This window comes from Glutamicibacter sp. FR1 (assembly GCF_047300825.1).
GTDB classification, from domain to species: Bacteria; Actinomycetota; Actinomycetes; order Actinomycetales; family Micrococcaceae; genus Glutamicibacter; species Glutamicibacter nicotianae.
Genome location: NZ_CP178602.1, coordinates 390,823 through 416,906, shown reverse-complemented (window position 1 = coordinate 416,906; position 26,084 = coordinate 390,823). Strand labels below are relative to the sequence as shown.

Annotated in this window: 30 protein-coding genes and 2 pseudogenes; 18 read left to right on the top strand and 14 right to left on the bottom strand. The window is 65.0% G+C overall.

Annotated elements, in window-relative coordinates; translation table 11 throughout:
• Positions 1-36: 36 nt before the first annotated feature.
• Entirely contained in the window at positions 37-993 is a 957-nt protein-coding gene (locus tag ACLQ8T_RS02090; protein WP_413455547.1) for a helix-turn-helix transcriptional regulator, read from the top strand.
• Positions 994-1,256: 263 nt separating this feature from the next.
• On the opposite strand, the gene ACLQ8T_RS02085 is transcribed toward ACLQ8T_RS02090, so the two are convergent.
• Positions 1,257-1,664: a molybdenum cofactor biosynthesis protein MoaE gene (locus ACLQ8T_RS02085; RefSeq protein ID WP_223308871.1), complete on the bottom strand. Its 408-nt coding sequence runs from the start codon at positions 1,662-1,664 to the stop codon at positions 1,257-1,259.
• Between the two features lie 2 nt (positions 1,665-1,666).
• The gene (locus ACLQ8T_RS02080) at positions 1,667-2,839 is read right to left on the bottom strand and encodes a ThiF family adenylyltransferase (RefSeq protein ID WP_413455546.1); all 1,173 of its coding nucleotides are present in this window, start codon (positions 2,837-2,839) and stop codon (positions 1,667-1,669) included.
• 39 nt (positions 2,840-2,878) lie between these two features.
• Between ACLQ8T_RS02080 and ACLQ8T_RS02075 the strand changes: the two genes are divergently transcribed.
• The 5 genes from ACLQ8T_RS02075 to ACLQ8T_RS02055 are packed head-to-tail and all read left to right on the top strand — an operon-like array spanning position 2,879 to position 5,565.
• A complete protein-coding gene (locus ACLQ8T_RS02075) occupies positions 2,879-3,130 on the top strand; it encodes a MoaD/ThiS family protein (RefSeq protein WP_073707444.1) in 252 nt (83 codons plus the stop codon).
• Positions 3,131-3,133: 3 nt separating this feature from the next.
• Positions 3,134-4,366 carry a gephyrin-like molybdotransferase Glp gene (gene glp / locus ACLQ8T_RS02070; RefSeq protein ID WP_413455545.1) on the top strand — a complete coding sequence of 411 codons (1,233 nt, stop codon included), beginning with the start codon at positions 3,134-3,136 and terminating at the stop codon, positions 4,364-4,366.
• A complete protein-coding gene (gene moaC, locus ACLQ8T_RS02065) occupies positions 4,359-4,835 on the top strand; it encodes a cyclic pyranopterin monophosphate synthase MoaC (RefSeq protein WP_038992427.1) in 477 nt (158 codons plus the stop codon). The genes glp and moaC overlap by 8 nt, the downstream gene beginning before the upstream one ends.
• Positions 4,825-5,316: a MogA/MoaB family molybdenum cofactor biosynthesis protein gene (locus tag ACLQ8T_RS02060; protein WP_413455544.1), complete on the top strand. Its 492-nt coding sequence runs from the start codon at positions 4,825-4,827 to the stop codon at positions 5,314-5,316. Before moaC ends, ACLQ8T_RS02060 begins: the two co-directional genes overlap by 11 nt.
• Positions 5,317-5,355: 39 nt before the next feature.
• Entirely contained in the window at positions 5,356-5,565 is a 210-nt protein-coding gene (locus ACLQ8T_RS02055) for a DUF1653 domain-containing protein (protein WP_038992430.1), read from the top strand.
• Positions 5,566-5,589: 24 nt separating this feature from the next.
• On the opposite strand, the gene ACLQ8T_RS02050 is transcribed toward ACLQ8T_RS02055, so the two are convergent.
• A complete protein-coding gene (locus tag ACLQ8T_RS02050; RefSeq protein ID WP_013347837.1) occupies positions 5,590-6,021 on the bottom strand; it encodes a MarR family winged helix-turn-helix transcriptional regulator in 432 nt (143 codons plus the stop codon).
• A gap of 72 nt (positions 6,022-6,093) precedes the next feature.
• Between ACLQ8T_RS02050 and ACLQ8T_RS02045 the strand changes: the two genes are divergently transcribed.
• Entirely contained in the window at positions 6,094-7,200 is a 1,107-nt protein-coding gene (locus ACLQ8T_RS02045; protein ID WP_413455543.1) for a hypothetical protein, read from the top strand.
• A 41-nt stretch (positions 7,201-7,241) separates the two neighbouring features.
• Here the strand turns inward: ACLQ8T_RS02045 and ACLQ8T_RS02040 are convergent, their stop codons facing one another.
• Together ACLQ8T_RS02040 and ACLQ8T_RS02035 are read right to left on the bottom strand one after the other, a co-directional pair.
• Positions 7,242-7,535: a DUF6966 domain-containing protein gene (locus ACLQ8T_RS02040; RefSeq protein ID WP_413455542.1), complete on the bottom strand. Its 294-nt coding sequence runs from the start codon at positions 7,533-7,535 to the stop codon at positions 7,242-7,244.
• Positions 7,536-7,584: 49 nt separating this feature from the next.
• Complete coding sequence (locus ACLQ8T_RS02035; RefSeq protein ID WP_413455541.1) at positions 7,585-8,235, bottom strand: alpha/beta hydrolase; 651 nt, start codon at positions 8,233-8,235, stop codon at positions 7,585-7,587.
• 464 nt (positions 8,236-8,699) lie between these two features.
• Between ACLQ8T_RS02035 and ACLQ8T_RS02030 the strand changes: the two genes are divergently transcribed.
• The 3 genes from ACLQ8T_RS02030 (at position 8,700) to ACLQ8T_RS02020 (ending at position 10,750) form a co-directional block, all read left to right on the top strand.
• Positions 8,700-9,581: a lipase family alpha/beta hydrolase gene (locus ACLQ8T_RS02030; protein ID WP_413455540.1), complete on the top strand. Its 882-nt coding sequence runs from the start codon at positions 8,700-8,702 to the stop codon at positions 9,579-9,581.
• Between the two features lie 95 nt (positions 9,582-9,676).
• Positions 9,677-10,075, top strand: coding sequence for a VOC family protein (locus ACLQ8T_RS02025; RefSeq protein WP_038992538.1), 399 nt, complete (start codon positions 9,677-9,679; stop codon positions 10,073-10,075).
• 84 nt (positions 10,076-10,159) lie between these two features.
• A complete protein-coding gene (locus ACLQ8T_RS02020; RefSeq protein ID WP_413455539.1) occupies positions 10,160-10,750 on the top strand; it encodes a cysteine hydrolase family protein in 591 nt (196 codons plus the stop codon).
• 13 nt (positions 10,751-10,763) lie between these two features.
• Here the strand turns inward: ACLQ8T_RS02020 and ACLQ8T_RS02015 are convergent, their stop codons facing one another.
• The 4 genes from ACLQ8T_RS02015 to ACLQ8T_RS02000 form a co-directional block, all read right to left on the bottom strand.
• A complete protein-coding gene (locus ACLQ8T_RS02015) occupies positions 10,764-11,546 on the bottom strand; it encodes an IclR family transcriptional regulator C-terminal domain-containing protein (protein WP_413455538.1) in 783 nt (260 codons plus the stop codon).
• An 82-nt stretch (positions 11,547-11,628) separates the two neighbouring features.
• Positions 11,629-12,285, bottom strand: coding sequence for a 3-oxoacid CoA-transferase subunit B (locus tag ACLQ8T_RS02010; protein WP_204720318.1), 657 nt, complete (start codon positions 12,283-12,285; stop codon positions 11,629-11,631).
• Entirely contained in the window at positions 12,285-12,956 is a 672-nt protein-coding gene (locus ACLQ8T_RS02005) for a 3-oxoacid CoA-transferase subunit A (protein ID WP_413455537.1), read from the bottom strand. Before ACLQ8T_RS02005 ends, ACLQ8T_RS02010 begins: the two co-directional genes overlap by 1 nt.
• Positions 12,957-12,975: 19 nt before the next feature.
• Complete coding sequence (locus ACLQ8T_RS02000; protein WP_413455536.1) at positions 12,976-14,187, bottom strand: thiolase family protein; 1,212 nt, start codon at positions 14,185-14,187, stop codon at positions 12,976-12,978.
• 218 nt (positions 14,188-14,405) lie between these two features.
• Here ACLQ8T_RS02000 and ACLQ8T_RS01995 point away from each other — a divergent pair, with 218 nt between their 5' ends.
• A complete protein-coding gene (locus tag ACLQ8T_RS01995) occupies positions 14,406-15,593 on the top strand; it encodes an MFS transporter (RefSeq protein WP_413455535.1) in 1,188 nt (395 codons plus the stop codon).
• A 101-nt stretch (positions 15,594-15,694) separates the two neighbouring features.
• Here the strand turns inward: ACLQ8T_RS01995 and ACLQ8T_RS01990 are convergent, their stop codons facing one another.
• The 3 genes and pseudogenes from ACLQ8T_RS01990 to ACLQ8T_RS01980 all read right to left on the bottom strand — a co-directional run.
• Positions 15,695-16,363, bottom strand: a complete 669-nt coding sequence (locus tag ACLQ8T_RS01990; RefSeq protein ID WP_413455534.1) for a DUF6318 family protein — start codon at positions 16,361-16,363, stop codon at positions 15,695-15,697.
• Between the two features lie 346 nt (positions 16,364-16,709).
• Positions 16,710-17,435, bottom strand: a pseudogene (locus tag ACLQ8T_RS01985) (BCCT family transporter); the annotation flags it as partial.
• A 73-nt stretch (positions 17,436-17,508) separates the two neighbouring features.
• A pseudogene (locus tag ACLQ8T_RS01980) lies at positions 17,509-18,416 on the bottom strand (BCCT family transporter); the annotation flags it as partial.
• Positions 18,417-18,886: 470 nt separating this feature from the next.
• Here ACLQ8T_RS01980 and ACLQ8T_RS01975 point away from each other — a divergent pair.
• The 7 genes from ACLQ8T_RS01975 (at position 18,887) to pcaC (ending at position 25,274) form a co-directional block, all read left to right on the top strand.
• The gene (locus ACLQ8T_RS01975) at positions 18,887-19,633 is read left to right on the top strand and encodes an IclR family transcriptional regulator (RefSeq protein ID WP_413455533.1); all 747 of its coding nucleotides are present in this window, start codon (positions 18,887-18,889) and stop codon (positions 19,631-19,633) included.
• A 218-nt stretch (positions 19,634-19,851) separates the two neighbouring features.
• Positions 19,852-21,048 carry a 4-hydroxybenzoate 3-monooxygenase gene (locus tag ACLQ8T_RS01970; RefSeq protein ID WP_413455532.1) on the top strand — a complete coding sequence of 399 codons (1,197 nt, stop codon included), beginning with the start codon at positions 19,852-19,854 and terminating at the stop codon, positions 21,046-21,048.
• A gap of 40 nt (positions 21,049-21,088) precedes the next feature.
• Positions 21,089-21,937, top strand: a complete 849-nt coding sequence (gene pcaH, locus ACLQ8T_RS01965; RefSeq protein ID WP_413455531.1) for a protocatechuate 3,4-dioxygenase subunit beta — start codon at positions 21,089-21,091, stop codon at positions 21,935-21,937.
• A complete protein-coding gene (gene pcaG / locus ACLQ8T_RS01960) occupies positions 21,938-22,516 on the top strand; it encodes a protocatechuate 3,4-dioxygenase subunit alpha (RefSeq protein ID WP_128471338.1) in 579 nt (192 codons plus the stop codon). It abuts the gene before it with no gap.
• A gap of 144 nt (positions 22,517-22,660) precedes the next feature.
• Positions 22,661-24,067: a lyase family protein gene (locus tag ACLQ8T_RS01955; RefSeq protein ID WP_413455530.1), complete on the top strand. Its 1,407-nt coding sequence runs from the start codon at positions 22,661-22,663 to the stop codon at positions 24,065-24,067.
• Positions 24,049-24,846, top strand: a complete 798-nt coding sequence (locus ACLQ8T_RS01950; protein ID WP_413455529.1) for an alpha/beta fold hydrolase — start codon at positions 24,049-24,051, stop codon at positions 24,844-24,846. The genes ACLQ8T_RS01955 and ACLQ8T_RS01950 overlap by 19 nt, the downstream gene beginning before the upstream one ends.
• A 20-nt stretch (positions 24,847-24,866) precedes the next feature.
• The gene (pcaC, locus tag ACLQ8T_RS01945) at positions 24,867-25,274 is read left to right on the top strand and encodes a 4-carboxymuconolactone decarboxylase (RefSeq protein WP_128471336.1); all 408 of its coding nucleotides are present in this window, start codon (positions 24,867-24,869) and stop codon (positions 25,272-25,274) included.
• A gap of 3 nt (positions 25,275-25,277) precedes the next feature.
• Here pcaC and ACLQ8T_RS01940 read toward each other — a convergent pair whose 3' ends face one another.
• Together ACLQ8T_RS01940 and ACLQ8T_RS01935 are read right to left on the bottom strand one after the other, a co-directional pair.
• Positions 25,278-25,613 carry an aspartate dehydrogenase domain-containing protein gene (locus ACLQ8T_RS01940; RefSeq protein ID WP_413455528.1) on the bottom strand — a complete coding sequence of 112 codons (336 nt, stop codon included), beginning with the start codon at positions 25,611-25,613 and terminating at the stop codon, positions 25,278-25,280.
• Positions 25,614-25,619: 6 nt separating this feature from the next.
• Complete coding sequence (locus ACLQ8T_RS01935) at positions 25,620-26,069, bottom strand: hypothetical protein (protein ID WP_413455527.1); 450 nt, start codon at positions 26,067-26,069, stop codon at positions 25,620-25,622.
• Between the last annotated feature and the right edge of the window lie 15 nt (positions 26,070-26,084).

Below are 26,084 nucleotides of genomic sequence, written 5' to 3'. Positions count from 1 at the left end.
GCCATTTTTTGTCCTAAATCAAGGCAGACTTGTTGCATGAGTACCAGCACCAGATTCCTGCGTTTGCTGTCCCTGCTGCAGACCCACCGCTACTGGTCCGGGGACGAGCTGGCTGAACGCTTGGACGTCAGCCTGCGCACCGTTCGCCGCGACATCGACCGGTTGCGCGACTTGGGCTACCCGGTGCAGGCGGATCGCGGTGTGGGCGGCGGCTACCAGCTGTCTTCTGGCGCCGCACTGCCTCCGTTGGTGCTTGACGACGAGGAAGCGGTCGCGCTGGTTGTCGGACTGCAGTCGACGGTCCACGGCGGCGAGGATGCGCTTGCGGAGGCGGGGCTGCGTGCCCTGTCCAAGGTGGTCCCGGTGCTGCCGTCCAAGCTCCGGCAGCGGGTGCAAGCGCTGGCTTCCAGCACCGTCCCGCTGAACTCCCCGACTTCCTCACCTGATTCCGTGGACCCGGCAGTTCTGGTGGCTTTTGCCCAGGCATGCCGCGACCATGAACGAATCGCCTTTGACTACAAGGATGCCAAGGGAGTTGCGAGCTCACGCAGGGTCGAGCCGGCCCAGTTGGTGAATGTCGGCAACCGCTACTACCTGGTGGCCTTTGATCTGGATCGCGATGATTGGCGCAGCTTCCGCGTGGACCGCGCCGAGAACGCAGATCCGCGGGCGTTGCGCTTTGCACCGCGGCAGATCCCCGGCGGCGATGCAGCCCAGTTTGTTCGCAATGGGCTGCGCGGCTCCGGAGTGCAACCAGTCAGCGCACGGGTGCACTCCAGCGCGAAAGCGCTGGCACCCCTCATTGGCCGGTGGTTCGAGATCGATCCGATCGATGACCGCAGTTGCATGGTGCGCACGGAGAATGCCGACTTGCGGTGGGCGGCTTTCGGGCTGGCGCTGAGCGAAGCACCGGTCAGCGAGGTGCAGCCAAAGGAATTGCGGGAGTTGCTGTCGGAGTGGTCGGCCAGACTTGCACAAGAGCCTGGCACGTAGAATTCCAGCTGTCGAAACCAGCTACCTGCTGTGCTCGCCGAAAAATGCCGTACGATTGCTCGCTGGCCTGAAAGTCGCGCGCAATGAACAGACCATGAAACGTGGGCTTGTTGAACCGTGAAGCGTCAAGCTGGTGACTTGGCTCGGCTGCTGGTCGATTCAATTGCGCCGTTGCCAAGATTAATTGCTTTCGAAGCTGGCCATGGCCACGCCCCCGCGAAGTCCGGATCTCCACGTGCTAGCGCACGGAACCAACCGAATTGTTAAAGCCCCACCCATTCGGAGCTGCCGGAAGTGAAGTGCTGCTTTTTCCAGATCGGCACCTCGGCCTTGATGCGTTCCACCAGGTTCTCGATGGCATCGAAGGCTTCCTTGCGGTGCGCTGCAGCCGAGGCCGCCACCAGCGCCGCATCTCCGATGGCCAAAGGTCCTACGCGGTGCACTGCTGAGAGCTTCAGGCCAGTGCGTTCCTCTTCCTCGGCGATGATCTTTTCCAGGAACTCTTGTGCCTGCGGGTGGTGGGAGTAATCCAAGGAATTCACCGACTGGCCGCCATCATGGTTGCGGATGATGCCATGGAACATCACCAAGGCTCCCGAAGTATCGGATTCCACCGCAGCCTTCACCGCAGCTTCATCGATCGGTTCTTCGGTAATCAGTGCGTAGCTCATGCTCAAGCTCCTTCAATGTCTGCTGGTTCTGCCAGCAAGTTCGGGGCAACTTCGGCCAAAGCCGGCAACCCGCCGTCAAGATAGTTTGCCTTGATGCCTCGTGTGGCGAGCAAGGATACCGCGCGTTGCGAACGCGGTCCGCGCGCGCAATACACGGTGACGTGCTCCGGGATCTCTTCCAGCTCCGCTCCGGACTCTATCGCCGCTTCCAGCTGGGGCAAGGGCAGATGCACGGATCCGGCGATATGCTGCTGTGCGCGTTCGTCCTCGTTGCGCACATCCAGCAGCACCGGCGCATCCGCACCGACCAGTGCTTCGGCGAGCGCCTCGGCGCCAATGGCCTCAGCCTCAGGCAGCGAACCGGCGCAGAAGAGCACGTAGTCGATTAGTCCGGTGATCTCAGGGGCTTGCGGGTCGCGGGAGTACTCTAGGGTGCGGGTGCTTGCAGCCAGCGCATCATAGATCAGCACCTTGCCCACCAGTGGCTGGCCCAGCCCAGCGATGAGCTTCAGTGCTTCGGTGGCCAGCAGCGAACCGATGGTTCCGCATAATCCGGGCAGCACTCCCCCGGCCGCGCAATCCGGGACGGTGCCCGGGGCTGGAGGAACCGGGAAGAGATCGCGGTAGCCCGGACCTTGCTCTTGCCAGGCCACGGAGACCTGGCCGTGGTGCTGCAGGATGGATCCCCAGATCAGCGGGATGCCGGTGAGCTGCGCAGCATCATTGGACAGGTAACGGGTCGGGAAGTTGTCGCTGCCGTCGATCACGAGGTCATAATTCGCAAAGATCTCCAGCGCATTGGAGGAATCCAGGCGCAGGTTGTGCTCGATGATCTTTACGTTCGGATCCAGCGCGGTGGCCGCCTGGGCCAGCGAAGCGGTCTTGGATTTGCCGATATTCGCGGTGGTGTGGGTGATTTGGCGGTGCAGGTTGGACAGTTCCACCACGTCGTCATCCACGATGCCAATGGTGCCTACCCCTGCCCCGACCAGATACGGGATGCAGGCGCTGCCCAGGCCTCCGGCGCCGATCACCAGCACGCGGGCGGCGGCCAAGCGGCGCTGGGATACCTCATCGAATCCGGGCAACGAGAGCTGGCGTGCGGCCCGCTGCGCCTGTTCGCCGCTGAGTTCCGCACCGGGTGCGACTAGGGCTGGGAAGTAGCCTTCGCTCATCATCGTGTCCTGTTCGCTCTAGCGCGATAGCATGAAGTCATGTCGAAGATCACGATACGCTACTTCGCTGCCGCCGCGGCGGCGGCGGGCACCGAGCAGGAAACCTGGGATCGGCCGGAAACCCTGGCGCAGCTGCGCACGCAGCTCATCGACACCCACGGGACCGAGATGGCCCAGGTGCTGCGTGCCGGAAGCTTCCTGGTCAACGGTGTGGTGCGCCGCGATGCCGGCGAGCTGGGTCCGACCGGGGAGCTCACCGTGGACGTGCTGCCGCCTTTTGCAGGCGGATAGCCAATGACCTGCACCCTTGAAAACCATCGCGCCGAGCTGGCCGGATTGCTGAAACCTGTCTTCGATTCGCTGGGCACGCAATGGCTGCCCGTAACCAGCGCGCAGCTGTGCGACCGGATCACCAGCGAGGACACCTTCGCTGTGCTGCCCATCCCCGCGTTCACGAATTCCCAGATGGACGGCTACGCCGTACGCAGCGCAGATCTGTTGTCCGCGGCACCCGATGCCCCGGTCTCCCTGCCCTTGGGCTTCACCGCCGCAGCCGGGGACCCGCAGCTGGAGCTGCAGCCGGGCACCGCCAGCCCGGTGATGACCGGCGCAATGATCCCGGCCGGAGCCGACACCGTCATTCCCGTGGAGGAAAGCGCCGCCGGAACCTTTCCCGAACTCGTGCGTTGCGGCCACGGCACTCCCAGCGGCCAGGCAGCATTCACCGCGCCGAGTCCCGAAGGGCGCTTCATCCGCCCGGCCGGCGTGGATCTGGCAGCAGGCGCCCTCGTGGCACCGGCCGGCACCCGCTTGGCCCCTGCAATGATCGCGGCCCTGGCTTCCAGCGGGCTGACCGAAATCCCAGTGCGCCGCGCCCTGAAGGTGGCGCTGTGCACCACCGGCGATGAGCTGAGCAATGGCCAGCTGGCCGAAGGGCAGATCCCGGATGCCAATTCGCCGATGCTCGCGGCCCTGCTGCGCCGGCACCAGGTCGAGGTCCGCACCATCCAGCTGCCCGATGATCCGCAAGGCTTCGCCACCGCAATCGACAAGCTGCAGTCAGAAGTGGACCTGATCCTGACCGTCGGCGGCATCAGCGCCGGCGCCTACGAGGTGGTCCGCCAGGCCCTGGCCGATCGCGGCGGCAACTTCCACCACGTGGCCATCCAGCCTGGCGGACCGCAGGGCTATGCGCAACTGGAAGACGCAACGGTGCTGTGCTTCCCGGGCAACCCGGTCAGCGCGCTGCTCTCTGCCGAGCTGTTCCTGGTCCCGTTGCTGCGGGAATTCAATGGCCTGCCCGAGCCCCGGCCCGAACATTGCCTGCTGGCAGCCGATGCCAGCTCCCCCGAGCACAAGCACCAGGTGCGCAGGGCAGTGATCCGCGATGGACAGGTCACCATCCTGGATCCGGGGTCCCATCTGGTCCACGACCTGGCCCGCGCCGATGCGCTGGTGCACATCCCGGTAGGCGTCAGCCAGCTGGCGGCCGGCCAAAGCATTGAAACTTGGAGCATGAATGTCTGAAAAACTTACCCACCTGCGCGAAGATGGCAGCGCCCATATGGTCGACGTCAGCGACAAGGCGGTCACCAAGCGCGTGGCTACCGCCGAGGCCATCTTTGCCACCCGCCCGGATGTCATCCCGATGCTGATGACCGGAGACCTGCCCAAGGGCGAGGCGCTGGGCACCGCACGCATCGCCGGCATCATGGCGGCCAAGCGGACCTGGGAACTGGTCCCGCTGTGCCATCCGCTGCCGATTTCCAAGGTGTCCATTGATTTCACCGCCGAGGAATCCGCAGTGCGCGTCACCGCCCAGGTGACCACCAAGGGTGTCACCGGAGTGGAGATGGAAGCGTTGACCGCCGCCAGTGTCGCCGCGCTGACCCTCTACGACATGGTCAAGGCCGTGGACAAGCACGCCGAGGTCCGCTCGGTGAAGGTGCTGTCCAAGTCCGGAGGCAAGAGCGGGGACTGGGTTCGTGGAGACTAGCCGCACAGCGGCGGTGGTGGTCGCCTCGACCAGCGCCGCGGCCGGCAAAGCAGAAGACAAGACCGGCCCGCTGATCACCCGGTGGCTGTCCGAGCGCGGTTTCGACACCGGGCAACCGACGGTGGTAGCCGACGGGCAGCCGGTGCGTTTCGCCGTGGATGAGCTGCTGGCCAATGGCAACCAGGTAGTGATCGTCACCGGCGGGACCGGGGTCTCGCCCGATGACCAATCCCCCGAAATGGTTGCCCCGCTGCTCGATGTCCAGCTGCCCGGTATCATCGAGGCCATCCGCCGGCGCGGAGAGGCCTCAACCCCGATGTCCATCATTACCCGCGGGGTCGCAGGATTCGCCGGCAGCAGCTTCGTGATCACGTTGCCCGGATCCACCGGCGGAGTGAAGGACGGGCTGGACGTCCTGGATCCGATCCTGGAGCACCTGCTGGCCCAGCGCGGCGGCGGTGCCGGGCACGGCCCGCGCTAAAGTTTTCCTGCATCTCAATTGACCAGAAAGGCCGCCACGTTGAGCATCGAACCCGGCATCTACCAGCATTTCAAGGGACAGCGCTATGAGGTGCTGGCCGTGGGAAAGCACAGCGAGACCGAAGAGCCGCTGGTCTTCTACCGCAAGCTCTACGATGACTACAGCTTCTGGGCCCGGCCGCTTCAAATGTTCGCGGAACACGTTGAACGCGACGGCTACAGCGGACCGCGGTTCGCCAGGATTGCCTAGGGCAAGTTGCAGATTTCCCTGCGCCTACTGCGAGTCGGCAACGTTATAGCGTTCCAACGCCTCGGCAAAGGCCGAGATCTGCTCTTCGCTCCAGCCATCTAGACGATCGGTTACCGCGGCGCGGTGCACTGCGGCGGAAGCCTGAAGCCGCTCCCGGCCCACCTCAGTCAATTCCAATACGCGGCCGCGCCCGGATTCCGCATCGTCATAGGCGATATATCCCAAGTCCAGCAGAGTGCCTACCTGCCGGGAGACTGTCGAGCGGTTCAGCGAGAACGCCTCGGCAATGTCGGTGGCCCGGGTTCCGGGAGTATCGGCAATGAAGCGCAGCAGCGAATGCTCCACGAGTGTCAGTGGCTCGGCCAGCTGGCGGGAGCGCGTATTGGCACGTCGGGTAATCATTTGCATGTGGTGGAAGATCGATTGGATGTCGGCTTCCCGCTGTTCCTTGCCCATGTTCCGAGTCTAGTACGCAGGGCTTTGCCGGGCACCTAATGTTGCATGATGCAACATTAGGAGTATTCTTTAATGCTGATGACTCTCACCGACAACGCCCCGCGCCAATCCCCCGCTTCCAAGGATGCCGTGAATCCGGCCAAGAAGAAGTCCCCCATATCCAAGCCGGCACCGCTGGGCTGGGGAAAGCTGGTCCTGACCATGCTGATCCCGTTCTTCCTGTGCGCAATCATGGGATTGTTCTACTTGGGGGCCTTCCATGCACCCAGTCCGCACAACGTGCAGGTGGCAGTGGTGGGCGATTCCGCGCAGGTCAAGGTTTTCGCCCAGACCCTGCAGGATGGGTCCGAGGGGGCATTGAACGTGCGCACCGTCGCCGATGCGAACCAAGCCCGGGAACTGGTCGAACAGCGCAAGCTCGTGGCCGCCTACGAATCCAGCGGCGGCACGGCAACGCTTTACAGCTCCAGCGCCGCGTCGGAAACTTCGGCGAATATCGCCCAGAAAATCTTCCTGGACGTGGCCTACGAACAAGGCCTGCCATTGCGCATCGAAGATGTCGTGCCCACCGGCGAGCAGGACACCACCGGGCAGGGCCTGTTCTTCCTACTGGTCGCCATGAGCATTGGCGGCTACGCCAGCGCCGTGCCGCTTGCCGGGTTCATGGGCAAGGTCAAGCTGCCCGTGCGCTTCGCCCTGGCAGCGGTTGCCGCCGCGGTGGTTGCCACGATCGCAGTGCTGGTCGCAGGCCCGGTCTACCAGATCGTCGAGGATCACTACGCGGGCATCTGGCTGATCTCCTGGGTTTACGCCGCCGGCATCACCCTGCTGGGCCTGGGCCTGCATCCACTGCTGCGACACTGGACCACCCCGGCGCTGACCCTGTGCTTCGTCGCACTGAACTTCACCAGTTCCGGCGGGATCTTCCAGCCCCAAATGCAGCCCGGATTCTACGGTGCGCTGAATACCTTCTGGAATGGCGCCGGGTGGCTGCACGCGGTGCAGACCCTGGTCTACTTCCCCGAGCAGTCCATCGGCATGGATATCCTGCGGCTAATCCTCTGGCTGGTCCCCGGCATCCTGCTGGTAATCCTGACCCACGCCTGGAGCGTGCGCAGAACCCGCGTAGCCGACGAAAATGCCAAGATCCGGGACGTCGAGGAAACCGTCGCCGCGTAGCGGCACGCGCCGCGGGAATTGCTCCCCGCCGGATGCCGCTCCTAGCTGCGCAAGAACCAGGAGCGCGCGGAGCCCAAGGCTCGGCGCAGTCCGCTCACCGCGTCATCCATGACCGCGGTTCCCACATCCTGGAAGGACCCCATGCCGCCGCGGTAGAGTTCCAAGGCCTTCCGGGCAGCCTCTCGCAGCTGCTCTCGGCTTTCAATACTCTCGAAGAGGCCATCAAGCCAGCGCGCCGCATGGGCGCGTTGCGCGTCATGGTCCTGGGCCGCCGCGAGATGCAGCTTCTCGATTGCCGCGCGGATTCTGCTCAGTGACTGCTCGACATTGTCCATGGCACAAGGTTATCCCGGCCGGCGGGCACCGCTGCCCGCCAGTCGCGCTTCAGGACTTGCCCAGTGGCATCAGGTCAAGTTGCGCGGAAATATGGCTGCGCACGTCGTACAGCTCATCCATGTTGATGCCGTGGGTCAGCCCCGGGTAGGTCCGTTCATTCAGGGTCGAGTGCTCGGGCAGGAACCCGGCGGTCCGTTCGATGGCGACCGGGGCAATGACTCGGTCTTCGGTGCCGCGGCCCCAGAAGACAGCGGGTCGCTGGGCGGCGATGATTTCATCGGCTGGCTGGGTGCCGCCAAGCACGAAACCGCCGAGGATCGTGGTGGCCAGGACGCGCTCGGGACGGGTGCGCAGCAGCTGGCTGGCCATCAGCCCGCCCTGGGAGAAACCGACCGGAATGATCTTGGTGGAGGCGTCCGTATTTGAATCGATCCAGGCCCAGATGGCCGCGGTAGCCGCTTGAACCGGGGCCGCATCGGGGACGCCCGGGGTGGTGATCTGGAACCAGGCGGCCCCGCCGTGGCCCAATTCCAGCGGTGCGCGCAGCGAAGCCCACGGCAATTCCAGGCCCAGAGGCTCGGCCAGCGAGGCCAGGTCGTGCTCATTGGAGCCGAAACCATGCAGGAAGACCAGCACGGCGCCGGATTCAGTGGCATCCCTCCAGTTGGAAGAACGCACATCGCTCAACAGGTTGCTCATGGCAGGTCAGCTCCTCATCAGTTGCCGGGGGCAGTGCCGGAGGCGGAAGTTCAGCTTTCACGGCAGCCTTCCCGGCAAAGTTCATAGTCCAAGCATAGTGGAATTGATTGAAGATACAAGTAAATTTTTTCAATCCAACTCGTCACATACACCCGACCAGGCTCATTCGGAATTTCTGAAGCGAGCTACACTGCGATCCAGTTCACCCTCTGCCAAGAGCCGCGCAGCAGCAGTACGAACCTGCTGGTCAACAAAGATAATCCCGGCACGGAATCGGTCCGAAGCGAATGCGAAAACTCGGGGATTCGCCTTGGCGGAATCATTGAATCCGGAGGTATCCCATCCCACTTCACGCAAGAATTCGGCGGCAGAAAACTCTGGACAGCGATCAAAATTACTGTGATCATTTCGTTTTACTACTGGCCGGTAGCAAGTTTCTTCCAACTTTTACCCGAAGGACAACCATGCAACGACGCATACTCTCCGGTCTGGGCGCACTGTGCCTGGCCGCCGCAGCACTCGCCGCTCCGGCCGTCGCGCCAAGCCCGGCAAGCACCGCGCAAGCCGGCACGGTTTCCACTCTTGGCATCAGCCCAGTGGGAGCCAACGATTGGGACTGCACGCCCGATGCAGAACACCCCTACCCCGTAGTCCTGGTTCACGGCACCTTTGAAACGATGGACCTCAACTGGATCTCCCTGTCTCCCAAGCTCAAGCGCAACGGCTATTGCGTTTTCGCACTGAACTACGGCTTTGAAAACGGGCTTTCCGGGGCCGCGCATGTCCCCGACTCGGCGGCCGAACTGGGCGATTTCATTGACCGCGTCCGCCAGGCCACCGGTGCCAAGAAAGTGGACATCGTCGGGCACAGCCAAGGCGGAATGATGCCACGCTGGTACATGGGCCACATGGGCGGTGCGAAGTACGTCAACGACCTGGTGTCGATCGCCCCATCCAGCCACGGCACCCAGGGCATCCTGGTCCCGACCGCCACTGGTGTGGCAATTGCCAACAGCATTGACACCTGGATCTGCGATTCCTGCGCCGACCAGGTGTCCGGCAGCGACTTCATGACCGAGCTGAATGCCATCGGCGACACCGTTGCAGGCCCGGACTATACGGTAATTGCCACCAAGTACGACGAGATCGTCATGCCCTACAAATCGCAGTTCCTGAAGGGAGACAGCGCGCAGGTGACCAACGTCCTGCTGCAGGACAAGTGCCCGCTGAACATCTCGGGACACCTCGGCGTGAACGTTGATCCGGTGGTTCATCGCTGGGTGCTCAACGCCCTGGCCACCGATGGCCCGGCAGACCCCGGCTACCGCCCATCCTGCTACCTGTAAGCAGGCCAGTACGCGTCCCGGCATCGGCTCCCGGCGCCGGGACGCACCCGGAGCACACCTAGGCAGTGCGCCGGCCAGCTACTAGATTGGTGGCCATGGACGTACTTTCCAGCAGGGTGCTGCTGCGGCCGGTGGATCTGGCCGCAACCCAGCGGTTCTACCGCGAAGTGCTGCAGCTGGCCGTGGCCCGGGAATTCGGTCCGGCCGAGCAACCAGGCATGGTGTTCTTCCTGGGCAATGGCCAGCTGGAAGTCTCCGGGCGCAGGGCGCCTGGCACGCCCTCCACCTTGGTGCTGTGGATGCAGGTGCGGGATGTGCGCGCGGAACTGGAACAACTGTCCGCCCGCGGCGCGAAGGTGCTCCGCGAGGCATGCCAGGAGGACTGGGGCCTGGTCGAGGCATGGATCGAGGATCCCGACGGAACCAGGATCGTGCTGGTGCAGGTGCCGGCAGATCATCCGCTGCGCCGGGACGTGCGCGGGCCGCGAAAATAAAAGCTGGCGTGCGTGCCGTGCCCGTGGCCAGCTGAAACCGAGCGCCGCTGAAGTGGTCGGCGGCCCGCGGAAAAGGGGCATGCCATGCGTTTCGACCCGTCCAGGGCTGCAGTGGTGTCCATCCACAATCAAAGGGACATCGTCGGACCCGATGGCGCCTTTGCGAACTTGTTTTACGAGCAGATCACCGCCCGGAACGTGGTGGGCAAACTGTCCGGGCTGCTGGACCAGGCCCGCACGGCCGGCGCCACCATCATCTACACCCGCATCGCCTTCGCCCCGGACTACAGCGATCTGGTGCCCAATTCTTTGCTGCTGCAGCAGGCAGGCGCCCTGGTGGACGGCACCGAATCGGGGGCCATCATCCAGCCGCTGCTGTCTGGCCCCGGCGACGCGGTGATCACCAACCAGCAGGTCGGCGGCTTCGGCACCGAACTAGCTGGGCTGCTCGAATCCGGTGGCATCGGCACCCTGCTGCTTGCCGGGGTGGCGACGAATATCTCGGTGGAAAGCACCGCCCGGGCGGCTGTGGACCACGGCTGCCGGGTAGTGATCGTGGAAGATGCCTGCTCGGCGGCCGCCGAGGCCGCCCATGCGGCGAGCATCGGATCGCTCGGGCTGCTCGCCACGATCACCGGCTGCGCCGACATCCAATGGGATCCGGCCGCTGGCTGATCCGCAGCGGCCGCTAGCGGCTGGCGGCCAGCGCCTCGCGCACCTGCTGCGCGGCTCCGAGAAGCCGCGGCAGCACCGCCTGGGCGGCATCCTGCGCAGTATCAGCGGTATTCGGATGCACGCTCATCGACACGTTCATCGCGGCCACTACGGTGCCATCGGCGCTGAATACCGGCACCGCCACGGAGCGCAGCCCGATTTCCAGTTCCTGGTCCACCACCGCATAGCCCTGGGCGCGGATCTTCTCCAGTTCCTCGCGCAGCGCAGCCGCATCTCCAATGCCCAATCCGGTCATCGACTGCACCCCGGCGGACAGCACCTCCTGCTGGATTTCCGCCGGCTGGTGGGCCAGCAGCACCCTGCCCATGGAGGTATTGGCCGCAGGGAAGCGGGTGCCCACCGAAATGCCTACCCGCATGATCGAACGGGTATGCACGCGGGCGATGTAGACGATATCCGAACCGTCAAGGATGGAAGCGGAAGCCGATTCGTGCACGGCGGCCGAGAGTTCCTCGAGCACCGGCTCGATCAGCTGCGGCAAGGTGGCGCTGGACAGGTAGGCATAGCCCAGCTGCAGGACCTTGGAAGTCAGCTCGAAGTGCTTGCCGTCGGTTCGCACATAGCCCAGCTCCACCAGGGTCAGCAGGAACCGCCGTGCGGTGGCCCGGGACAGGTTTGTCCGGGCGGCGACCTCGGAGAGGGTCATCGACGCGTGTTCTGCGTCGAAGCTGCTGATGACCGCCAAGCCCCGGGCCAGTGACTGGACCGATGCGGTTGGTGCTGACTGCTCGCTCACCGTGCTCCTTGCGCGTGCTCAAATGATTGCGGGGTGCGCGCCCAGGTTCACCGATGCGCACCCCACTAATCTACTGTGTCTGCTATGCCTTGGTCAGTTCCACCGGGACCTTGTCTGCCAGCTGATCGAAGCTGATGCCATGGGTGGAGCGCACGAAGACCTTCGAATCACACAGCTCGAAGACCGCAACTTCGGTGTAGATCCGCGAGACGCAGCCCAGCCCGGTGACCGGGTAGCTCAGCGCCTCGACGAGCTTGGATTCACCGGCCTTGGTGAACAGGCTCATCATTACCCAGGTCGCCTTGGCGCCGATGGCCAGGTCCATGGCACCGCCCACTGCGGGGATGGCGCCTTCGGCACCGGTGTGCCAGTTCGCCAGGTCGCCGTCCTTGGAGACCTGGAAGGCACCTAGCACGCACACGTCCAGGTGCCCGCCGCGCATCATCGCGAAGGAATCAGCGTGGTGGAAGAAGGAGGCGCCGGGCAGCTCGGTGACAGGGATCTTGCCTGCATTGATCAGGTCCTCGTCGATGTCCTCGCCGGTGGCGACCGGGCCCATGCCCAGCATGCCGTTCTCGGTGTGCAGGGTGACGCCCTGCTCCTTGGTGAGGTAGTTCGAGACGTTGGTCGGCTGGCCGATGCCCAGGTTCACGAAGGCGCCAGCCGGGATGTCGGCGGCCACCAGCTGCGCCATTTCATCGCGGGTGAGCTTCGCCTCGGTGATGCTGAATGCGCTCATTACTTTTCCCCTCCCAGTTCCACCACGGTATCCACGAAGATGCCCGGGGTGATGACGTTTTCCGGATCGATGGCACCGGCCGGCACGACCTCCTCCACCTGGACGATGGCCTGCTTGGCGGCGGTAGCCATGATCGGGCCGAAGTTGCGTGCGGTCTTGCGGTAGACCAGATTGCCCAGCGTGTCGGCCTTCAGCGCCTTGATCAGCGCGAAGTCCGCATGGATCGGGGTTTCCAGCACATAGCCCTTGCCATCGATGATGCGGGTTTCCTTGCCCTCGGCCAGCAGCGTGCCGTAGCCGGTGGGGGTGAAGAACCCGCCAATGCCGGCCCCGGCGGCGCGGATGCGCTCGGCCAGGTTGCCCTGCGGCACCAGTTCCAGCTCGATTTCCCCGGCCCGGTAGGCCTCATCGAAGTGCCAGGAGTCGGACTGGCGCGGGAAGGAGCAAATGATCTTCCTCACCCGGCGCTCCTTGATCAGCAGGGCCAGGCCGGCATCGGCCTGCCCGGCATTGTTGTTGACCACCGTCAGGTCGGTGGCGCCGCACTCCATGAGCGCGTCGATCAGTTCCATCGGCTGGCCGGCGTTGCCGAAGCCACCGATCAGCACGGTGGATCCGTCGGTGATCTCGGCGACGGCGTCCGCAGCCGAGGTGGCAATACGTGGTGCCATGATGCTGCCTTTCTACAAGCTACTTGGTAGCGTTCACGTTCTCGACGACGACTGCCAGCCCCTGGCCCACGCCGATGCAGATCGCGGCCATGCCGTATCGCTCACCGGATTCCTGCAGCCGGCGGGCGACGGTGCCCAGGATGCGCAGGCCCGACGCGCCCAGCGGGTGGCCGATGGAGATGGCCCCGCCCCAGGCGTTGACGATCGCCGGGTCGATATCCCAGGCGCGGATGCAGGCCAGCGACTGGGCGGCGAAGGCCTCGTTCAGTTCCACCGCGGCGATGTCCGACCACTTCAGGCCGGCCTTGGCCAGCGCCTTGTTGGCCGCCTCGACCGGCGCGAAGCCGAAGAACTGCGGGTCCAGGGCGGCAGCGCCGTTGGAGACAATGCGGGCAATCGGGTCTGCACCCAGCAGCGCCCCGCCGCGCTCGGAGCCGAGGAAGGCGGCCGAGGCGCCGTCGCTCATCGGCGAGGCGTTGCCGGCGGTGACCGTGGCGTTCTCGCCGGTGCGGAAGACGGTCCGCAGCTTGGAGAGGGTTTCGGTGGTGGAATCGGCACGGACGGTCTCGTCGCGGGTGACTTCCACCCCGCGCTTGGTTGCCGGCGGCACCGGAACCACCAGGTTCTCGTACTTGCCGGCCTCCCAGGCGGCGGCTGCTTGCTGGTGCGAGCGGGCCGAGAACTCGTCCTGGTCCTCGCGGGAGATGTTGTGCTTCTCGCGCAGCTGCTCGGTGGCCTCGCCCAGCGACACCGTCCACTGACCCGGCATGGCCGGGTTGACCAGGCGCCAGCCCAGGGTGGTGTTGGCCAGTTCCAGGTTGCTCATCGGGAACGGGCGCTCGGTCTTGGGCAGCACCCAGGGGGCGCGGGACATGGATTCAACGCCGCCAACCAGAACCAGGTCCGCGTCGCCGGTGGCGATCTGCCGGGAGGCGGCGATGGAGGCATCCAGCGAGGAACCGCACAGGCGGTTCATCGTGGCGCCCGGCAGCGAGGTGGGCAACCCGGCGAGCAAGGTGGCCATGCGGGCCACATTGCGGTTTTCCTCGCCGGCGCCATTGGCGTTGCCGAAGATCGACTCGTCGATTTGCGCACTATCCAGCTGCGGAGCACGGGCTACCAGTTCACGCACCACGTGGGCGGCCAGGTCGTCGGGGCGGTGGCTGGACAGGGAGCCGCCGATTTTGCCGAATGGCGTGCGGATTGCGTCGTATAGGTAGGCCTGCTGCATCGTTTCACTGCTCCATCGCTAAAAGATGTTCACATCGTGAACTTATGTTCGTATATTGAACTTTATCAGTTTCTGCCCATCGGGCACAAGGGTTTAATTGCCTCCAGCTGTTCGCTGTGCGAACTTTTGGTCACGATGCGAATGAGGTGCTAGTCTCACTTGGTCATGAGCTGCATCACTGCCATGGCCTCGCACCTTCGAAAGGATTGAGATTGTCCGTGCCTACCACTACCACCTCCCCACAACGGCTCGGTGGCTGGATTGCTGTCCTCTGTTTCTTCATCGTGGTCTTCGAGGGCTACGACATCGTCGCGCTGGGTGCCACAATCCCGATGCTCACCGACCCGGATGTCGGCGGCTTCAGCGTCGGGGCCATGAACTGGGTCAACACCTTTTCGCTGATCGGCGTGGGCGTGGGTGCCGCATTCATGGGCCGTTTGGCCGACCACTTCGGACGGCGCCGTCCACTGCTTGTCGCAGTGCTCATCTTCTCGATCTTCACGCTGGTCTTCCCGCTCATGCCCTCGGCGTTCCTGATGGGCTTGGTGCGCTTCATCGCGGGCCTCGGGCTGGGCGGCTGCATGCCGGTAGCGCTGGCGCTGATGCAGGAGAACGCGCCGGTGGGACGCCGCGCGCTGGCTAACAACTTGCCGATGGTCGGCTACCACCTCGGCGCGGTGCTGGCCTCGCTGGCCGGAAAGGCCGCCGGGGTGCACTGGTCGCTGCTCTACTACCTGGGCGGCGGCCTGGGCCTGGCGCTGCTGGCGTTGCTGTGGTTCAAGCTGCCGGATAGCGAACTGGCTGCCGCGGATGAGCGGACCTCGGCAATGGATGTGCTCAAGCCAAAGTACCTGCGCAGCTCCATCGGACTGTGGATTGCCGCCTTCATGGGCCTGGTCTTGGTCTACGGCCTGAATGCCTGGCTGCCGAAGATCATGGGCGCTGCCGGCTACCCGGTGGCCGATTCGCTGACCATGCTCTTCGTGCTGAACCTCGGCGCGATTGCCGGCCTGATCATCAGCGCCTACGCGGCGGATGCCAAAGGCATCAAGCTCATCTCGCTGCTCTGGTTCGCCGCGTCCGCGGTGTTCCTGCTGCTGCTGGCAGTGCCATTCGGCAGCCAGGTGCTGCTCACCGCGGTCCTGTTCGTCACCGGCATCTTCGTGTTCAGCGCCCAGTGCCTGATGTATGTGTATGCCGGGCACGTGTACCCGCGCGACATGGTGGCCACCGGCATCGGCCTGGCCTCGGGCATCGGCCGCTTCGGCGCCATCATCGGCCCCTACGTCACTGGCCTGATGGTCGCCGCGGGTACCGCCTACCCGGGCGCGTTCTTCCTCTATGGCGGAGCGGCGCTGATCGCAGTCCTGGTCATCGCTCAGATCCCGAAGCCGAAGAGCGCGTAGCCGCGAGCAACAGCTGTTCCCTGCAAGCAACGCCGAGCCCCTTCCAGAAGGGGCCCGGCGTTCTTCATGCGGCGACCGAGGCGCCTTTCACCTGTGCACTGCTATTGGGCGTTGAATGCGACATCCAGCGGCCGCCACCCGGTGGTTTCCTCGAACTCCGGTTCTTGCACAGCCAGCCGGCAGATCGATCCGATGAAGTTCCCTTCCTTGTCGTAGGCGACTTCGTCCCAGGTGCTGTCGATGCCCTGGCAGGACACCGACTCAATCTGGCTGCTCGCCTTCCCCTCGGAGTCGAGCACCTCGCCGGCGGCGCGTTCCATCCCGAAGTTGGCAAAGGCCACCTTGCCACCGCCATCTTCTCCCCGGAACTGGTCCATGCTGCTGGAGATCTCGACGATGCTGAACTGCCCGTCGGCGATGCTCCCGCCCTGGGCGTACACCCGGTCGATTGCGGCGATGCGCTCCTGGCACAGCGAGCAGCCCGCAGCGGAGAATTCCTTGAGCGACGCAGTGTCCCCGGTGGCCACCGCATGGTTCAGCAGGGCTACCCAGTAGTCGACGGCAGCTTCAAGGCCTTCCTCGGTTTCCTCCTCTAGGCCTGCAGGCGGTTGCGGCGCCTCGGCAGCCTGCTGCGCGGAATCCGAGCCAGATGCCGCCGTGGCGTCCGGCTGATTGCCGGCGCCCTCCTCGGACACTCCGACGCAACCGCTGGCGGCCAGCGCCATGGCAGCCGACAGCGCAACCAGTTCCACTTTACGAATTCGAACCATGTCCACCCGCCCCTCAATAGATACGCCCCCATCCGCGATCGACAATACATCAATCGGCTGGAAAATAGGATGGACGGGAGGTTAATTCATTCTCCGCTTCTTCGGCCTACTGGCCGCGGCCTGGAGTGGGCGGTGTAGGAGGCTGCTGATCGGGCGGATTGCCGGGGCCCGGGTCGGGCTCCGATCCCAGCTCGGGGACGCGCGGCACCATGCCCGTGGCGGGGCGAAGCGGGGCGAGCACCGAGGCATAGTCGTGCTCGTCCGAATACCGCAGGAAGGACAGATGCGCTTCGCAGCGGTCCAGCACATCGTTGATGACCTAGTCGCGTTCCAGGCCCATCAGGTCCTAGCCTTCAGAGCCGAGCAGGGTGAAGACCTCGAGCCTGGAATACACGTCGATTTCGCGGGACATCGAACGCGCGCCGAACATCGGCGCAGGAGCTTCCACCGCGGCCACCTGGTAATGGAAATCCCGGTGGTCCGGGATGCGGATGACCAGCGCATGCTCGGGGGTCTTCGTCTGGTCGTTGGGCGTGGTGGACAGTTCGGCATGGTAGCCGAGTCCCTCGAATTCCTTCGCCACTTCCACCAGCGCCGGGTGGATGGCCTTCTCCACGTAGCGGGCCACCTGCTTGTTCGACGGGTAGGAGCGCAGCTGGGCCAGCCGCTGGCGCCAGGTCTTGTCCGGGGCCGCGCCGCCATGCGCGGCGGTGGCCTTGCGCCGGTTCATCCGGCCCTCGCGTTCGGCGCGCTCCATGCGCAGCACCTTGGGGAAGGAGGCCATCACCAGGTAGGCGATGATGGTCACCGGCAGCGCGAAGATCAGCGTGGCGTGCTCCATGGTGGTCACCCCGCCGGCCACCAGCATGGCAATGGTCAGCATCGCGGTGGCCAAAGCGCAGAAGATGCGCAGCCACTTCGGCCCGTCCTGCGAAGGGTCGGGGACGGTCGACGAGAAGTTGGACATCACCATCGCGCCGGAGTTCGCGCTGGTCACGTAGAACAGCAGGCCGGAGAGGGTGGCCAGGGCGATGAGGAACGGGACGCCAGGGAACATTTCCAGCAGCGCATACCATCCGTGCTCCGGCTTCCGTCATGTCCCGCTCGGCGACGCCTGTATTGCCGTCCATGACCACCTTCAGCGCGCTGTGGCCGAAGATCGAAACGATGAAGTAGTCGCAGAGCGCCGCGGCCGTGATCGCCGTGATGACGAATTCGCGCAGGGTGCGCTCGCGCGAGATGCGCGCCAGGAACATGCCGACGAACGGCCCCAAGCCAGCCAGAAGGCCCAGGAGAACAGCGTCCAGCTGGCCATCCAGTCAGGTCCGTCGGCCTCGTAGGCGAAGGTCTGCAAGGTGCGTTCGGGCAGGGTGAAGATGAACCGGCCGATGCTCCCCACCAGCGCGCTGAGCAGGAAGGAAGTCTTGCCGGTGACCAGGATGTAGAGCATCATGGCATCCGCGGACCACAGGTTCAGCTCGGAGATGATGCGGATGCCCTTGTCCACCCCGATCAGTGCGGTCTGCAGGGCCAGCCCCTCGGGCAGCCCGAAGATCATCGAGAAGCCCACATTCAGCAGCACGACGCCGATGCCCATGGAGGTCGCGACGCCGAAGACGGTGCCGACCAGGGCGAAGATGTCGATGACGTCGCCGGTGCCGCCGCGCACGCGTTTGCCCAGCAGCGAGTACATGGACCAGCCGGCGATGCCGTAGTGAAACATCGTCCAGACCACCGCATCCTGGGCGGCCGCGGCGGACTCGGGATCAGCGGCCGGCGGGGCGATGTACTGGGTGATCGGCCCGGTGACCGAATAGAAGAGCATGTCGATGCCCACGCCGGCGGCGAAGAGCATCGCCACCCAGGTGACCAGGTTGTATTGCGACCGCGAATGGTCCGGGCCCAGCCGGACGCTGCCTTCCTTGGAGAAGGCCACACAGAGCACGAACAACACCATCACGGTCACCGTCAGCACGTAGACCCAGCCCAGGTTCGTGGAGAACCACGATACCGCCGAGCGCATCGTCGAGGCCGCGGCGTCCGGGGCGAGCATCGCCCACAGGGAGAATCCAAGAATGACCGCGGCGGCAACGACGAATACCCGCCAGTTGACCTTGGGACCGGGGTGCTCGAAGAGTTCCCCGGGCCCCTTGCTCAGTTCAGTATTGGTGATCGGCGCCCTGAATTCCTCGGCTTCGGGGTTCCTCGGCTTCTTGCTGACGCCGAACTTGCTGCGTCCAACGGTAGGATTCGGCTTCTCCTTTGGATCCGGCGACGTGCCGCTGCGCTCTGCCACCATGATCTCCCTGAAGTCCAGGTCCAATCACGGCTCCGGATCCCCTCGCCCGCCTATACTGCGCCACTCGCCCGGCGGGCGCGTGGCCCCCTCCGCAAGGCCGTGGTCATCGGTGTACCTGTGCTCAGCCTAGGCACGTTGCGGTTCGCGGGTCGAGCATCCCGGGAGTTGAATCACTCTCTTTCGCCTGGCCTCAGGCCGTTGGCCTGCTGGTCTAAAGTAGTGCCATGGCCAATTCGCCCAGCGGGGATTCGATGCTGGACCGCCTGGTGCGGATCCTTGATGCCTTCGACGCGCATAACCCGCAGCTGACTGTCAGCGCACTGTCCCGCCGGGCCGATATTCCCAAAGCCACCATGTACCGCTTGCTGGATGAATTGGTCTCCCACGACTTGCTGGCCCGTGACAATACCGGCCAGGTGCGCCTCGGGTTGCGCCTGTGGGAACTGACCAATCGAAGTGCTGCCACGTACGATCTCCGTACCGCAGCGCTGCCCTTCATGGAGGACATCAACCAGCTGCTGGGGCAGAACACCCAGCTATCTGTTTTGAATCAGGACGAAGTGCTGATCATCGAACGGCTCTCCCGGCCCGGCTCCGTGGTGAACCAGGCGAATGTCGCAGGGCGCATGCCTGTGCACCGTACGTCGATGGGCATGGCCCTCCTGGCTTTTTCCCGGCCCGAGATCATTCGCGGTTTCCTTGAACGCCACCGCGAGCTGATGATCGCGGCACATCCTGATTTCCACGCGGAAATAGCAGAAATCCGGCGCATCGGGTTCGCCTCATTGGACGGATTCATCGACTCGGAAACCACTGGTGTGGCTGCCCCGATCCTCGACGAAGCCGGATACCAGGTTGCTGTCATTTCGGTGGTGGTCCCCCGGGATTCGGGAGCCTTGCAACCAGCGGCTTTGGCCTTGCGCACCGCGGCCCGTGGCATTGCCCGCGCACTGCATATCAGGGACAGCTAGCGGCGAGGCCAGGACGGACAGCTGTCCACCGTGCGAGACCGCCGCTGCATGGATATGCGGCCCATTATTCTCATTCATTGAGAACGTCGCTGTCGTCCAGGTCACCCGCATCGCATGCTTGTGGAAGTTCCCCAGTACTTCCCTCGGCCAGATGACCCGGCCCGGCAACGCAGCCGGCCTCACGGCTCACGGCCCAGACGACAGCAAGGCAAGGTCCCATGGTCCAGAATCCACGCATCCTCAAGACCAATGTCGGCATCATCGGCGGCGGTCCGGCCGGGCTCATGCTTTCGCATCTGCTGGCCAAGACCGGCATCGATAACATCGTCGTGGAAATGCGCGACCACGAAACCATCCGCAACACCCACCGCGCCGGAATCCTCGAAGCCCAGGCGGTGCAGATGCTCACCGAGTCCGGCGTCGACGGCCGCGTGCTCACCGAAGGCGACGAGCACGCAGGCATCGACCTGCGCTTCAACGGCGAATCCCACCCGCTGAACTTCCGCGACCTGGTGGACGCCACCGTCACCCTCTACGCGCAGAACGAGGTGTTCGTGGACCTGTCCGCTGCCCGCCAGCGTGACCAGGGCGACGTGCGCTACTCCTGCGAGGTCACCGAGATCATGGACATGCAGACCACCACCCCGAAGTTCCGCTTCACCGACGCCGAGGGCACCGAGTTCGAGGTGCACGCCGATGTGATCGTCGGTGCCGACGGCTCGCGCTCCTTCGCCCGCCGCCAGATGCCTGAGACCGTGAAGCAGGACTTCAAGGTCACCTACCCCTATGCCTGGTTCGGCATCCTCACCGAAGCGCCGAAGTCCGCACCCGAGCTGATCTACGCCAACTCCCCGCATGGCTTCGCGCTGATCTCCCAGCGCAGCGAAACCGTGCAGCGCATGTACTTCCAGTGCGACCCGAACGAAGACGTGAACGCCTGGAGCGATGACCGCATCTGGGCCGAACTGCAAAGGCGCGTGGACGGGCCGGATAACTTCCAGCTGAAGACCGGGCCGATCTTCGACAAGACCGTGCTGGGCTTCCGCTCCTTCGTTCGCGAACCGCTCTCCCACGGGCGCCTGTTCCTGATCGGCGACGCCGGGCACACCGTCCCGCCCACCGGCGCCAAGGGCCTGAACCTGGCCTTCGCCGATGTGAAGGTGCTCTTCGAGGCCCTGGATTCCTACTTCTCCACCGGCAGCGACCAGCTGCTGGAAGGCTACTCCGACCTCGCGCTGAAGCGGGTGTGGAAGGCGCAGAACTTCTCCTACTGGATGACCTCCATGCTGCACACCCCGGTAGGCGGCGACCCGTTCATGGCCAAGCGCGCCCTGGGCGAGCTGGAAACCGTCACTTCCTCGCGGTTCGGCCAGCAGTACCTGGCCGAGTCCTACACCGGCTGGCCTCGCGCCTGAACTCCCTGACCTGCCACAGCACCTTTGAAAGGAGCTCGCATTGAGCACCGGCACCACGCACCAGGACGGCACCGAAGCCGAATCCTTCGCCAACTCGCATCTGCTGGACCCGGCGGCAACCACCGCCAGCCAGGATGAGATCAGCGGCGAAATCGCAGACATCCACGAGGCCTACCGCCAGGAAGTCCTGGCCGGCAAGAAGGCCGAAACCCAGCCGCGCATCGATTTCGCACCCTACCGCTCCTCGCTGTTGCGCCACCCGACCAAGAACCTGCACCACGCAGACCCGGAAACCATTGAGCTGCACTCCCCTGCTTTCGGCCAGCGCGACGTGCATGCGCTGGAATCGGATCTGACCATCCAGCACAACGGCGAGCCGATCGGCGAGCGCATTGTCGTTGCCGGCCGCGTGCTCGATGGCGATGGCCGCCCGGTGGCCGGCCAGCTGGTGGAAATCTGGCAGGCCAACGCCGCCGGACGCTACATCCACAAGCGCGACCAGCATCCGGCCCCGATCGACCCGAACTTCACCGGCGTGGGCCGTGCGATCACCGGACCGAACGGCGAATACTCCTTCACCACCATCAAGCCGGCACCGTACCCGTGGAAGAACCACCACAACGCCTGGCGCCCGGCGCACATCCATTTCTCGCTGTTCGGCACCGATTTCACCCAGCGCATGATCACCCAGATGTACTTCCCGGGCGATCCGCTGTTCTCGCTGGATCCGATCTACCAGTCGATCACCGATGCGAAGGCCCGCGACCGGCTGGTCGCCACCTACGACCATTCGCTGACCAGCCACGAATGGGCCACCGGCTACAACTGGGACATCGTGCTCACCGGCAGCAACCGCACCTGGATGGAAGACGAAGAGGGAGAGCACTAAATGGCACAGGCACCTGGACTGAAACTCGTCCCGACCCCGGGACAGACCATCGGCCCGTTCTACGGCTATGCATTGCCCTTCGAGAAGGACAACGAGCTGGCCAGCCAGGCCAACCCGAACTCGGTGCGCCTGCACGGGGTCATCACCGATGGCAACGGCGAGGTCATCCCGGACGCGCTGCTGGAAATCTGGCAGGCCGACGAGCACGGCAAGGTCGTCTCGCGCGACGGCTCGCTGGTCCGCGACGGCTACACCTTCACCGGGTGGGGCCGCGTGGCCGTGGACAATGTCGGGCACTACACCTTCACCACAGTGAACCCTGGCCCCACCGAAGCAGGCAAGGCGCCGTTCATCATGCTCACGGTCTTCGCCCGCGGCCTGCTCAACCGGCTGTTCACCCGCATCTACCTGCCGGAGGACACCGAGGCGCTGGCCAATGACCCGCTGCTGGCATCGCTGAGCGAAGCAGAACGCTCCACGCTGATCGCCACCCGCGAACAGGACGGCTCGCTGCGCTTCGATATCCGGTTGCAGGGCGAGAACGAGACGGTGTTCCTCTCCTACCCGCGCGAAAGCTAGAACCCATCGCGCCACCCCGCCAGGCTGCCCCGGCGCCCGTACTGTTACGGGCGTTGAAGCACCCGGCGGGGTTTCGCCCGTTGCCGGGCACTAGAGTTCTAGAAGAACGGCGTGCACGCTTAAAGCTAAGAATCGAGGGACTGAATGGAAGGCGCAGACTACGGCGTACTGGCCCCTGCCTGGGCTGGCACCGCGGCCTCGGCGCTGGCCAGCGACGCGGCTTTCGTCCAGGGGATGCTGGATGCCGAAGCCGCCTGGGTGCAGGTCCAGGCGGATGCCGGCCTGTGCAGCATGGAGGATGCGCAGGCGGTGCGCGAGGTGGCCAGCGTGGACCGCTACGACCTGGCGCTGCTGGCGTCCAAGACACCGGATGGCGCCAATGCGCTGATCCCGCTGCTGGGCATGATGCGCGAGCTGCTCACGCATGATGGCTCGGCGAAAACTGCCAGCACCGCCTTGCACCGCGGGGCGACCAGCCAGGACATCATCGACACCGCGCTGATGCTGGTGCTGTCCAAGACGATCACGCTCACGCTGGCCGATCTGCGCAGCACCGCCGGCGGGTTGGCGGATCTGGCGCGCGAGCACCGGTCCACCGTGTGCATTGCCCGTTCGCTGACCCAGCATGCCCTGCCCACTACCCTGGGCTGGAAGGCGGCCAGCTGGTTATCTGCCGTGCTGGATGCCGAACGGCAGCTGGACGCCGCGGCCGGGCAGCTGCGCCTGCAGTGGGGCGGCGCGGTGGGAACGCTCGCATCCTTGGAACAGCTGCTCTCCAGCCACACGGAAACAACAGCCACGAGCAAGTCGCTGGCCTCGCAGCTGGCGGATCTGCTGGGCCTGGCGGATCCGGGAACGCCATGGCACACCAACCGCATGCCGATTCTCCAGCTCGGCTCCGCGCTGGGTTCGGCCATTGCCGCGCTGGGGACCTTCGGCGCGGATGTGCTCACCGCCTCCCGCCCGGAAATCGGCGAGCTGTCCGAACCGCGCGAGGCTGGCAAGGGCGGCTCCTCTGCCATGCCGCAAAAGCAGAATCCGGTGCGCTCGGTGCTGCTGCGCAATGCGGCATTCAGCGCCCCCGGCCTGCTCTCCACCCTCTTCACTGCTGCCGGCATCGCAGTGGATGAACGCCCCGATGGCGGCTGGCATGCCGAATGGAGCGCCCTGCGCGAACTGGCACGGCTGGCTTCCGGCGCCGCCTTCCACGCCGCATTCCTGGCCAACGGCCTGGGCGTGAACCTTGCAGCCATCGAACGCAACCTCGCCCTGGGTGGAGATGCCGTGCTCTCCGAGCGCCTCGCGGCCGTCCTGGCGCCACTGGTGGCCGGCGGAAAACCTGCCATCCAAGCGCTGGTGCGCCGCAGCCTCGACGAGGACGTATCCCTGCGCGAACTGCTGCGCCTGGAAATCCCCACCCATGATCTAAGCGACAAGGACCTCGACGAATTACTAGATCCAGCCGGCTACCTCGGCGCCGCTGATCGATTCACCGAAACAGTACTCGCCGATTACTCGGCACGGAAGGAACTATGGCAGTCCCGCAACTAACTCCATCCCTGCTGCATACCAGCAAGGAACTTCCCACCCTCATTGCCGGCCCCTCGCTGGGCACCGCCGCCCTGCCGCTGTGGGCACCGGCCTTGCCGTACCTCAAGGAGCACTTCCAGGTCATCGCCTGGGATCTCCCGGGGCATGGCGAAAGCAAGCCATCCACCGAGGAATTCACGCTGGCCGAACTGGCCACCGGTGTCACCGAGGTTGTCCAGGCACTGCGTGCCGACGGCGTCATCGCCGAGGGGTCCAAGCTGTACTACGCGGGAGTCTCGGTTGGTGGGGCCACCGCACTGCAGCTGGCGGCAGACCACCCAGGCTTCTTCAACGGGTTGTCCTCCATCTGCTCGGCGGCGAAGATCGGCACCCCGGAAGCGTGGACCGACCGTGCCGAGCTGGTCGCCAAGGCAGGCACCCCGACCATGGTCGCCGGCTCCGCCGAGCGCTGGTTCGCGCCCGGTTTCATCGAGAAGCAGCCGGTGATCAGCACCGAGCTGCTGCACAGCCTGCAGGACGCCGACCGTTTCGCCTACGCCCACGTCTGCGGCGCCCTGGCAGGCTTCGACGTGCGCGAGCAGCTGGCCTCCACCAGCGACCCGATCATCGCGATCAACGGCGCGCAGGACCAGGTCTGCCCTCCGGCCGACGCGGAATTCGTTGCCGAGCATGCACCGCACGGAACCATGGCGATCATCGATTCGGCAGCCCACTTGGCCCCGGCCGAAGCACCGGAAGAGACTGCAGCCTTGCTGGCCGGGTTCTTCCTGTCCAACTAAGCAGAGAGGATTAGCAGACAATGGCTGAATCATCGCGCCTTCCCGGCGACACCTATGATGCCGGCATGGCGGTGCGCCGCCAGGTCCTGGGCAATGAGCACGTGGATCGTTCCACCAAGAACTCGAACGAGTTCACCGACGAGTTCCAGGAAATGATCACCCGCTACGCCTGGGGCACCATCTGGACCCGCGAAGGCCTGCCACGCACCACCCGCAGCGCCATCACGCTGACCGCAATGATTGCCGGCGGATACTGGGAAGAGCTGGAAATGCATGTGCACGCCGCCCTGCGCAACGGCATGACCCCGGAAGAGATCAAGGAAGTCTTCTTGCAGTGCGCCATCTACTGCTCCGTTCCGGCAGCGAACGTGGCGTTCAAGATCGGCAAGAAGGTGCTGGACGAGTACGCGGCAGCCGAAGGCAACTAGCCGCTAGCGCCGCGCATCCGCGGCTTGCTGGATCGAGTGCAGCAAGGCCCACGGGACGATGCCGCTGGTGCGCGGGTTGCGCGGCGATGGATAGTTCTTGACCGAGAAGCTGTACTCGCCGGCTGGCCCGTGCGCTGCGATGAGGTGCTCGGTCAGCTCTGCCGCCGGATCGGCGAGCAGCCTGACCTGCACCGCGTCCCAATCCCCCACTGTCAAGGCCACTGCCGCGGCGACATTCAGCGACTTCTGGAATTCGCGGGCCGCCACCGCAGCCGGACCGTTGAATACCTCTACCGGGCCGCTGGCCTGCTCCAGTTCGCGGCGCCGCCGCGCATCCATCCACGGCTACACCAAGGTGGCCGGCAGCTTGCGCGTAGTTACCAGCACCTGCTCGATGCCGCCCATTCGTGCCGCCGCACCAAGCAGGTCCAATCCGCCAATGGCCCCGGCGGTGCTGATCAGCCGGCCTGGCCCGGCGGCCTGCACCTGCGCGGCGAGCACCGGGTCGGCCAGCGCTCCCATGGAACTGGCCAGCAGGTCGACCCCTGCCTCCAGGATGCGCACCGCATGCTCCCGCACAGCTTGCTGGCCCGCGCATTCGACCACCAGGTCGCAGCGCTCCAGCGCCTGCTGGATACCCAGCTGCTCATGTTCCGGACCCGGATGCTGCCGGCGCACGATCACCCCTTCGAGCTGGGCGCCCTCAACGCTCCCGACAGACAATTGATCCGCCACCAAGGAACCGATGGCCCCGTGGCCCAGTACTCCCACCCGATACATGTTGCCCGCGGCCATGCCCATCCTGTCCGA

What these genes read in the sequence shown, in the direction of transcription:
- ACLQ8T_RS02030 (WP_413455540.1), top strand. Translation starts at nt 8,700, where the DNA reads ATGCAACGACGCATACTCTCCGGTCTGGGCGCACTGTGCCTGGCCGCC.
- ACLQ8T_RS01940 (WP_413455528.1), bottom strand. Translation starts at nt 25,613, where the DNA reads ATGGATGCGCGGCGGCGCCGCGAACTGGAGCAGGCCAGCGGCCCGGTA.
- ACLQ8T_RS02005 (WP_413455537.1), bottom strand. Translation starts at nt 12,956, where the DNA reads ATGGCACCACGTATTGCCACCTCGGCTGCGGACGCCGTCGCCGAGATC.
- ACLQ8T_RS01975 (WP_413455533.1), top strand. Translation starts at nt 18,887, where the DNA reads ATGGCCAATTCGCCCAGCGGGGATTCGATGCTGGACCGCCTGGTGCGG.
- ACLQ8T_RS02075 (WP_073707444.1), top strand. Translation starts at nt 2,879, where the DNA reads ATGTCGAAGATCACGATACGCTACTTCGCTGCCGCCGCGGCGGCGGCG.
- ACLQ8T_RS02025 (WP_038992538.1), top strand. Translation starts at nt 9,677, where the DNA reads ATGGACGTACTTTCCAGCAGGGTGCTGCTGCGGCCGGTGGATCTGGCC.
- ACLQ8T_RS01950 (WP_413455529.1), top strand. Translation starts at nt 24,049, where the DNA reads ATGGCAGTCCCGCAACTAACTCCATCCCTGCTGCATACCAGCAAGGAA.
- ACLQ8T_RS01955 (WP_413455530.1), top strand. Translation starts at nt 22,661, where the DNA reads ATGGAAGGCGCAGACTACGGCGTACTGGCCCCTGCCTGGGCTGGCACC.
- ACLQ8T_RS02000 (WP_413455536.1), bottom strand. Translation starts at nt 14,187, where the DNA reads ATGCAGCAGGCCTACCTATACGACGCAATCCGCACGCCATTCGGCAAA.
- ACLQ8T_RS02020 (WP_413455539.1), top strand. Translation starts at nt 10,160, where the DNA reads ATGCGTTTCGACCCGTCCAGGGCTGCAGTGGTGTCCATCCACAATCAA.
- ACLQ8T_RS02050 (WP_013347837.1), bottom strand. Translation starts at nt 6,021, where the DNA reads ATGGGCAAGGAACAGCGGGAAGCCGACATCCAATCGATCTTCCACCAC.
- ACLQ8T_RS02035 (WP_413455541.1), bottom strand. Translation starts at nt 8,235, where the DNA reads ATGAGCAACCTGTTGAGCGATGTGCGTTCTTCCAACTGGAGGGATGCC.
- moaC (WP_038992427.1), top strand. Translation starts at nt 4,359, where the DNA reads ATGTCTGAAAAACTTACCCACCTGCGCGAAGATGGCAGCGCCCATATG.
- ACLQ8T_RS02090 (WP_413455547.1), top strand. Translation starts at nt 37, where the DNA reads ATGAGTACCAGCACCAGATTCCTGCGTTTGCTGTCCCTGCTGCAGACC.
- ACLQ8T_RS02045 (WP_413455543.1), top strand. Translation starts at nt 6,094, where the DNA reads ATGCTGATGACTCTCACCGACAACGCCCCGCGCCAATCCCCCGCTTCC.
- ACLQ8T_RS01990 (WP_413455534.1), bottom strand. Translation starts at nt 16,363, where the DNA reads ATGGTTCGAATTCGTAAAGTGGAACTGGTTGCGCTGTCGGCTGCCATG.
- ACLQ8T_RS01970 (WP_413455532.1), top strand. Translation starts at nt 19,852, where the DNA reads ATGGTCCAGAATCCACGCATCCTCAAGACCAATGTCGGCATCATCGGC.
- ACLQ8T_RS02040 (WP_413455542.1), bottom strand. Translation starts at nt 7,535, where the DNA reads ATGGACAATGTCGAGCAGTCACTGAGCAGAATCCGCGCGGCAATCGAG.
- glp (WP_413455545.1), top strand. Translation starts at nt 3,134, where the DNA reads ATGACCTGCACCCTTGAAAACCATCGCGCCGAGCTGGCCGGATTGCTG.
- ACLQ8T_RS02085 (WP_223308871.1), bottom strand. Translation starts at nt 1,664, where the DNA reads ATGAGCTACGCACTGATTACCGAAGAACCGATCGATGAAGCTGCGGTG.
- ACLQ8T_RS02010 (WP_204720318.1), bottom strand. Translation starts at nt 12,285, where the DNA reads ATGAGCGCATTCAGCATCACCGAGGCGAAGCTCACCCGCGATGAAATG.
- ACLQ8T_RS01935 (WP_413455527.1), bottom strand. Translation starts at nt 26,069, where the DNA reads ATGGCCGCGGGCAACATGTATCGGGTGGGAGTACTGGGCCACGGGGCC.
- pcaC (WP_128471336.1), top strand. Translation starts at nt 24,867, where the DNA reads ATGGCTGAATCATCGCGCCTTCCCGGCGACACCTATGATGCCGGCATG.
- pcaG (WP_128471338.1), top strand. Translation starts at nt 21,938, where the DNA reads ATGGCACAGGCACCTGGACTGAAACTCGTCCCGACCCCGGGACAGACC.
- ACLQ8T_RS02080 (WP_413455546.1), bottom strand. Translation starts at nt 2,839, where the DNA reads ATGAGCGAAGGCTACTTCCCAGCCCTAGTCGCACCCGGTGCGGAACTC.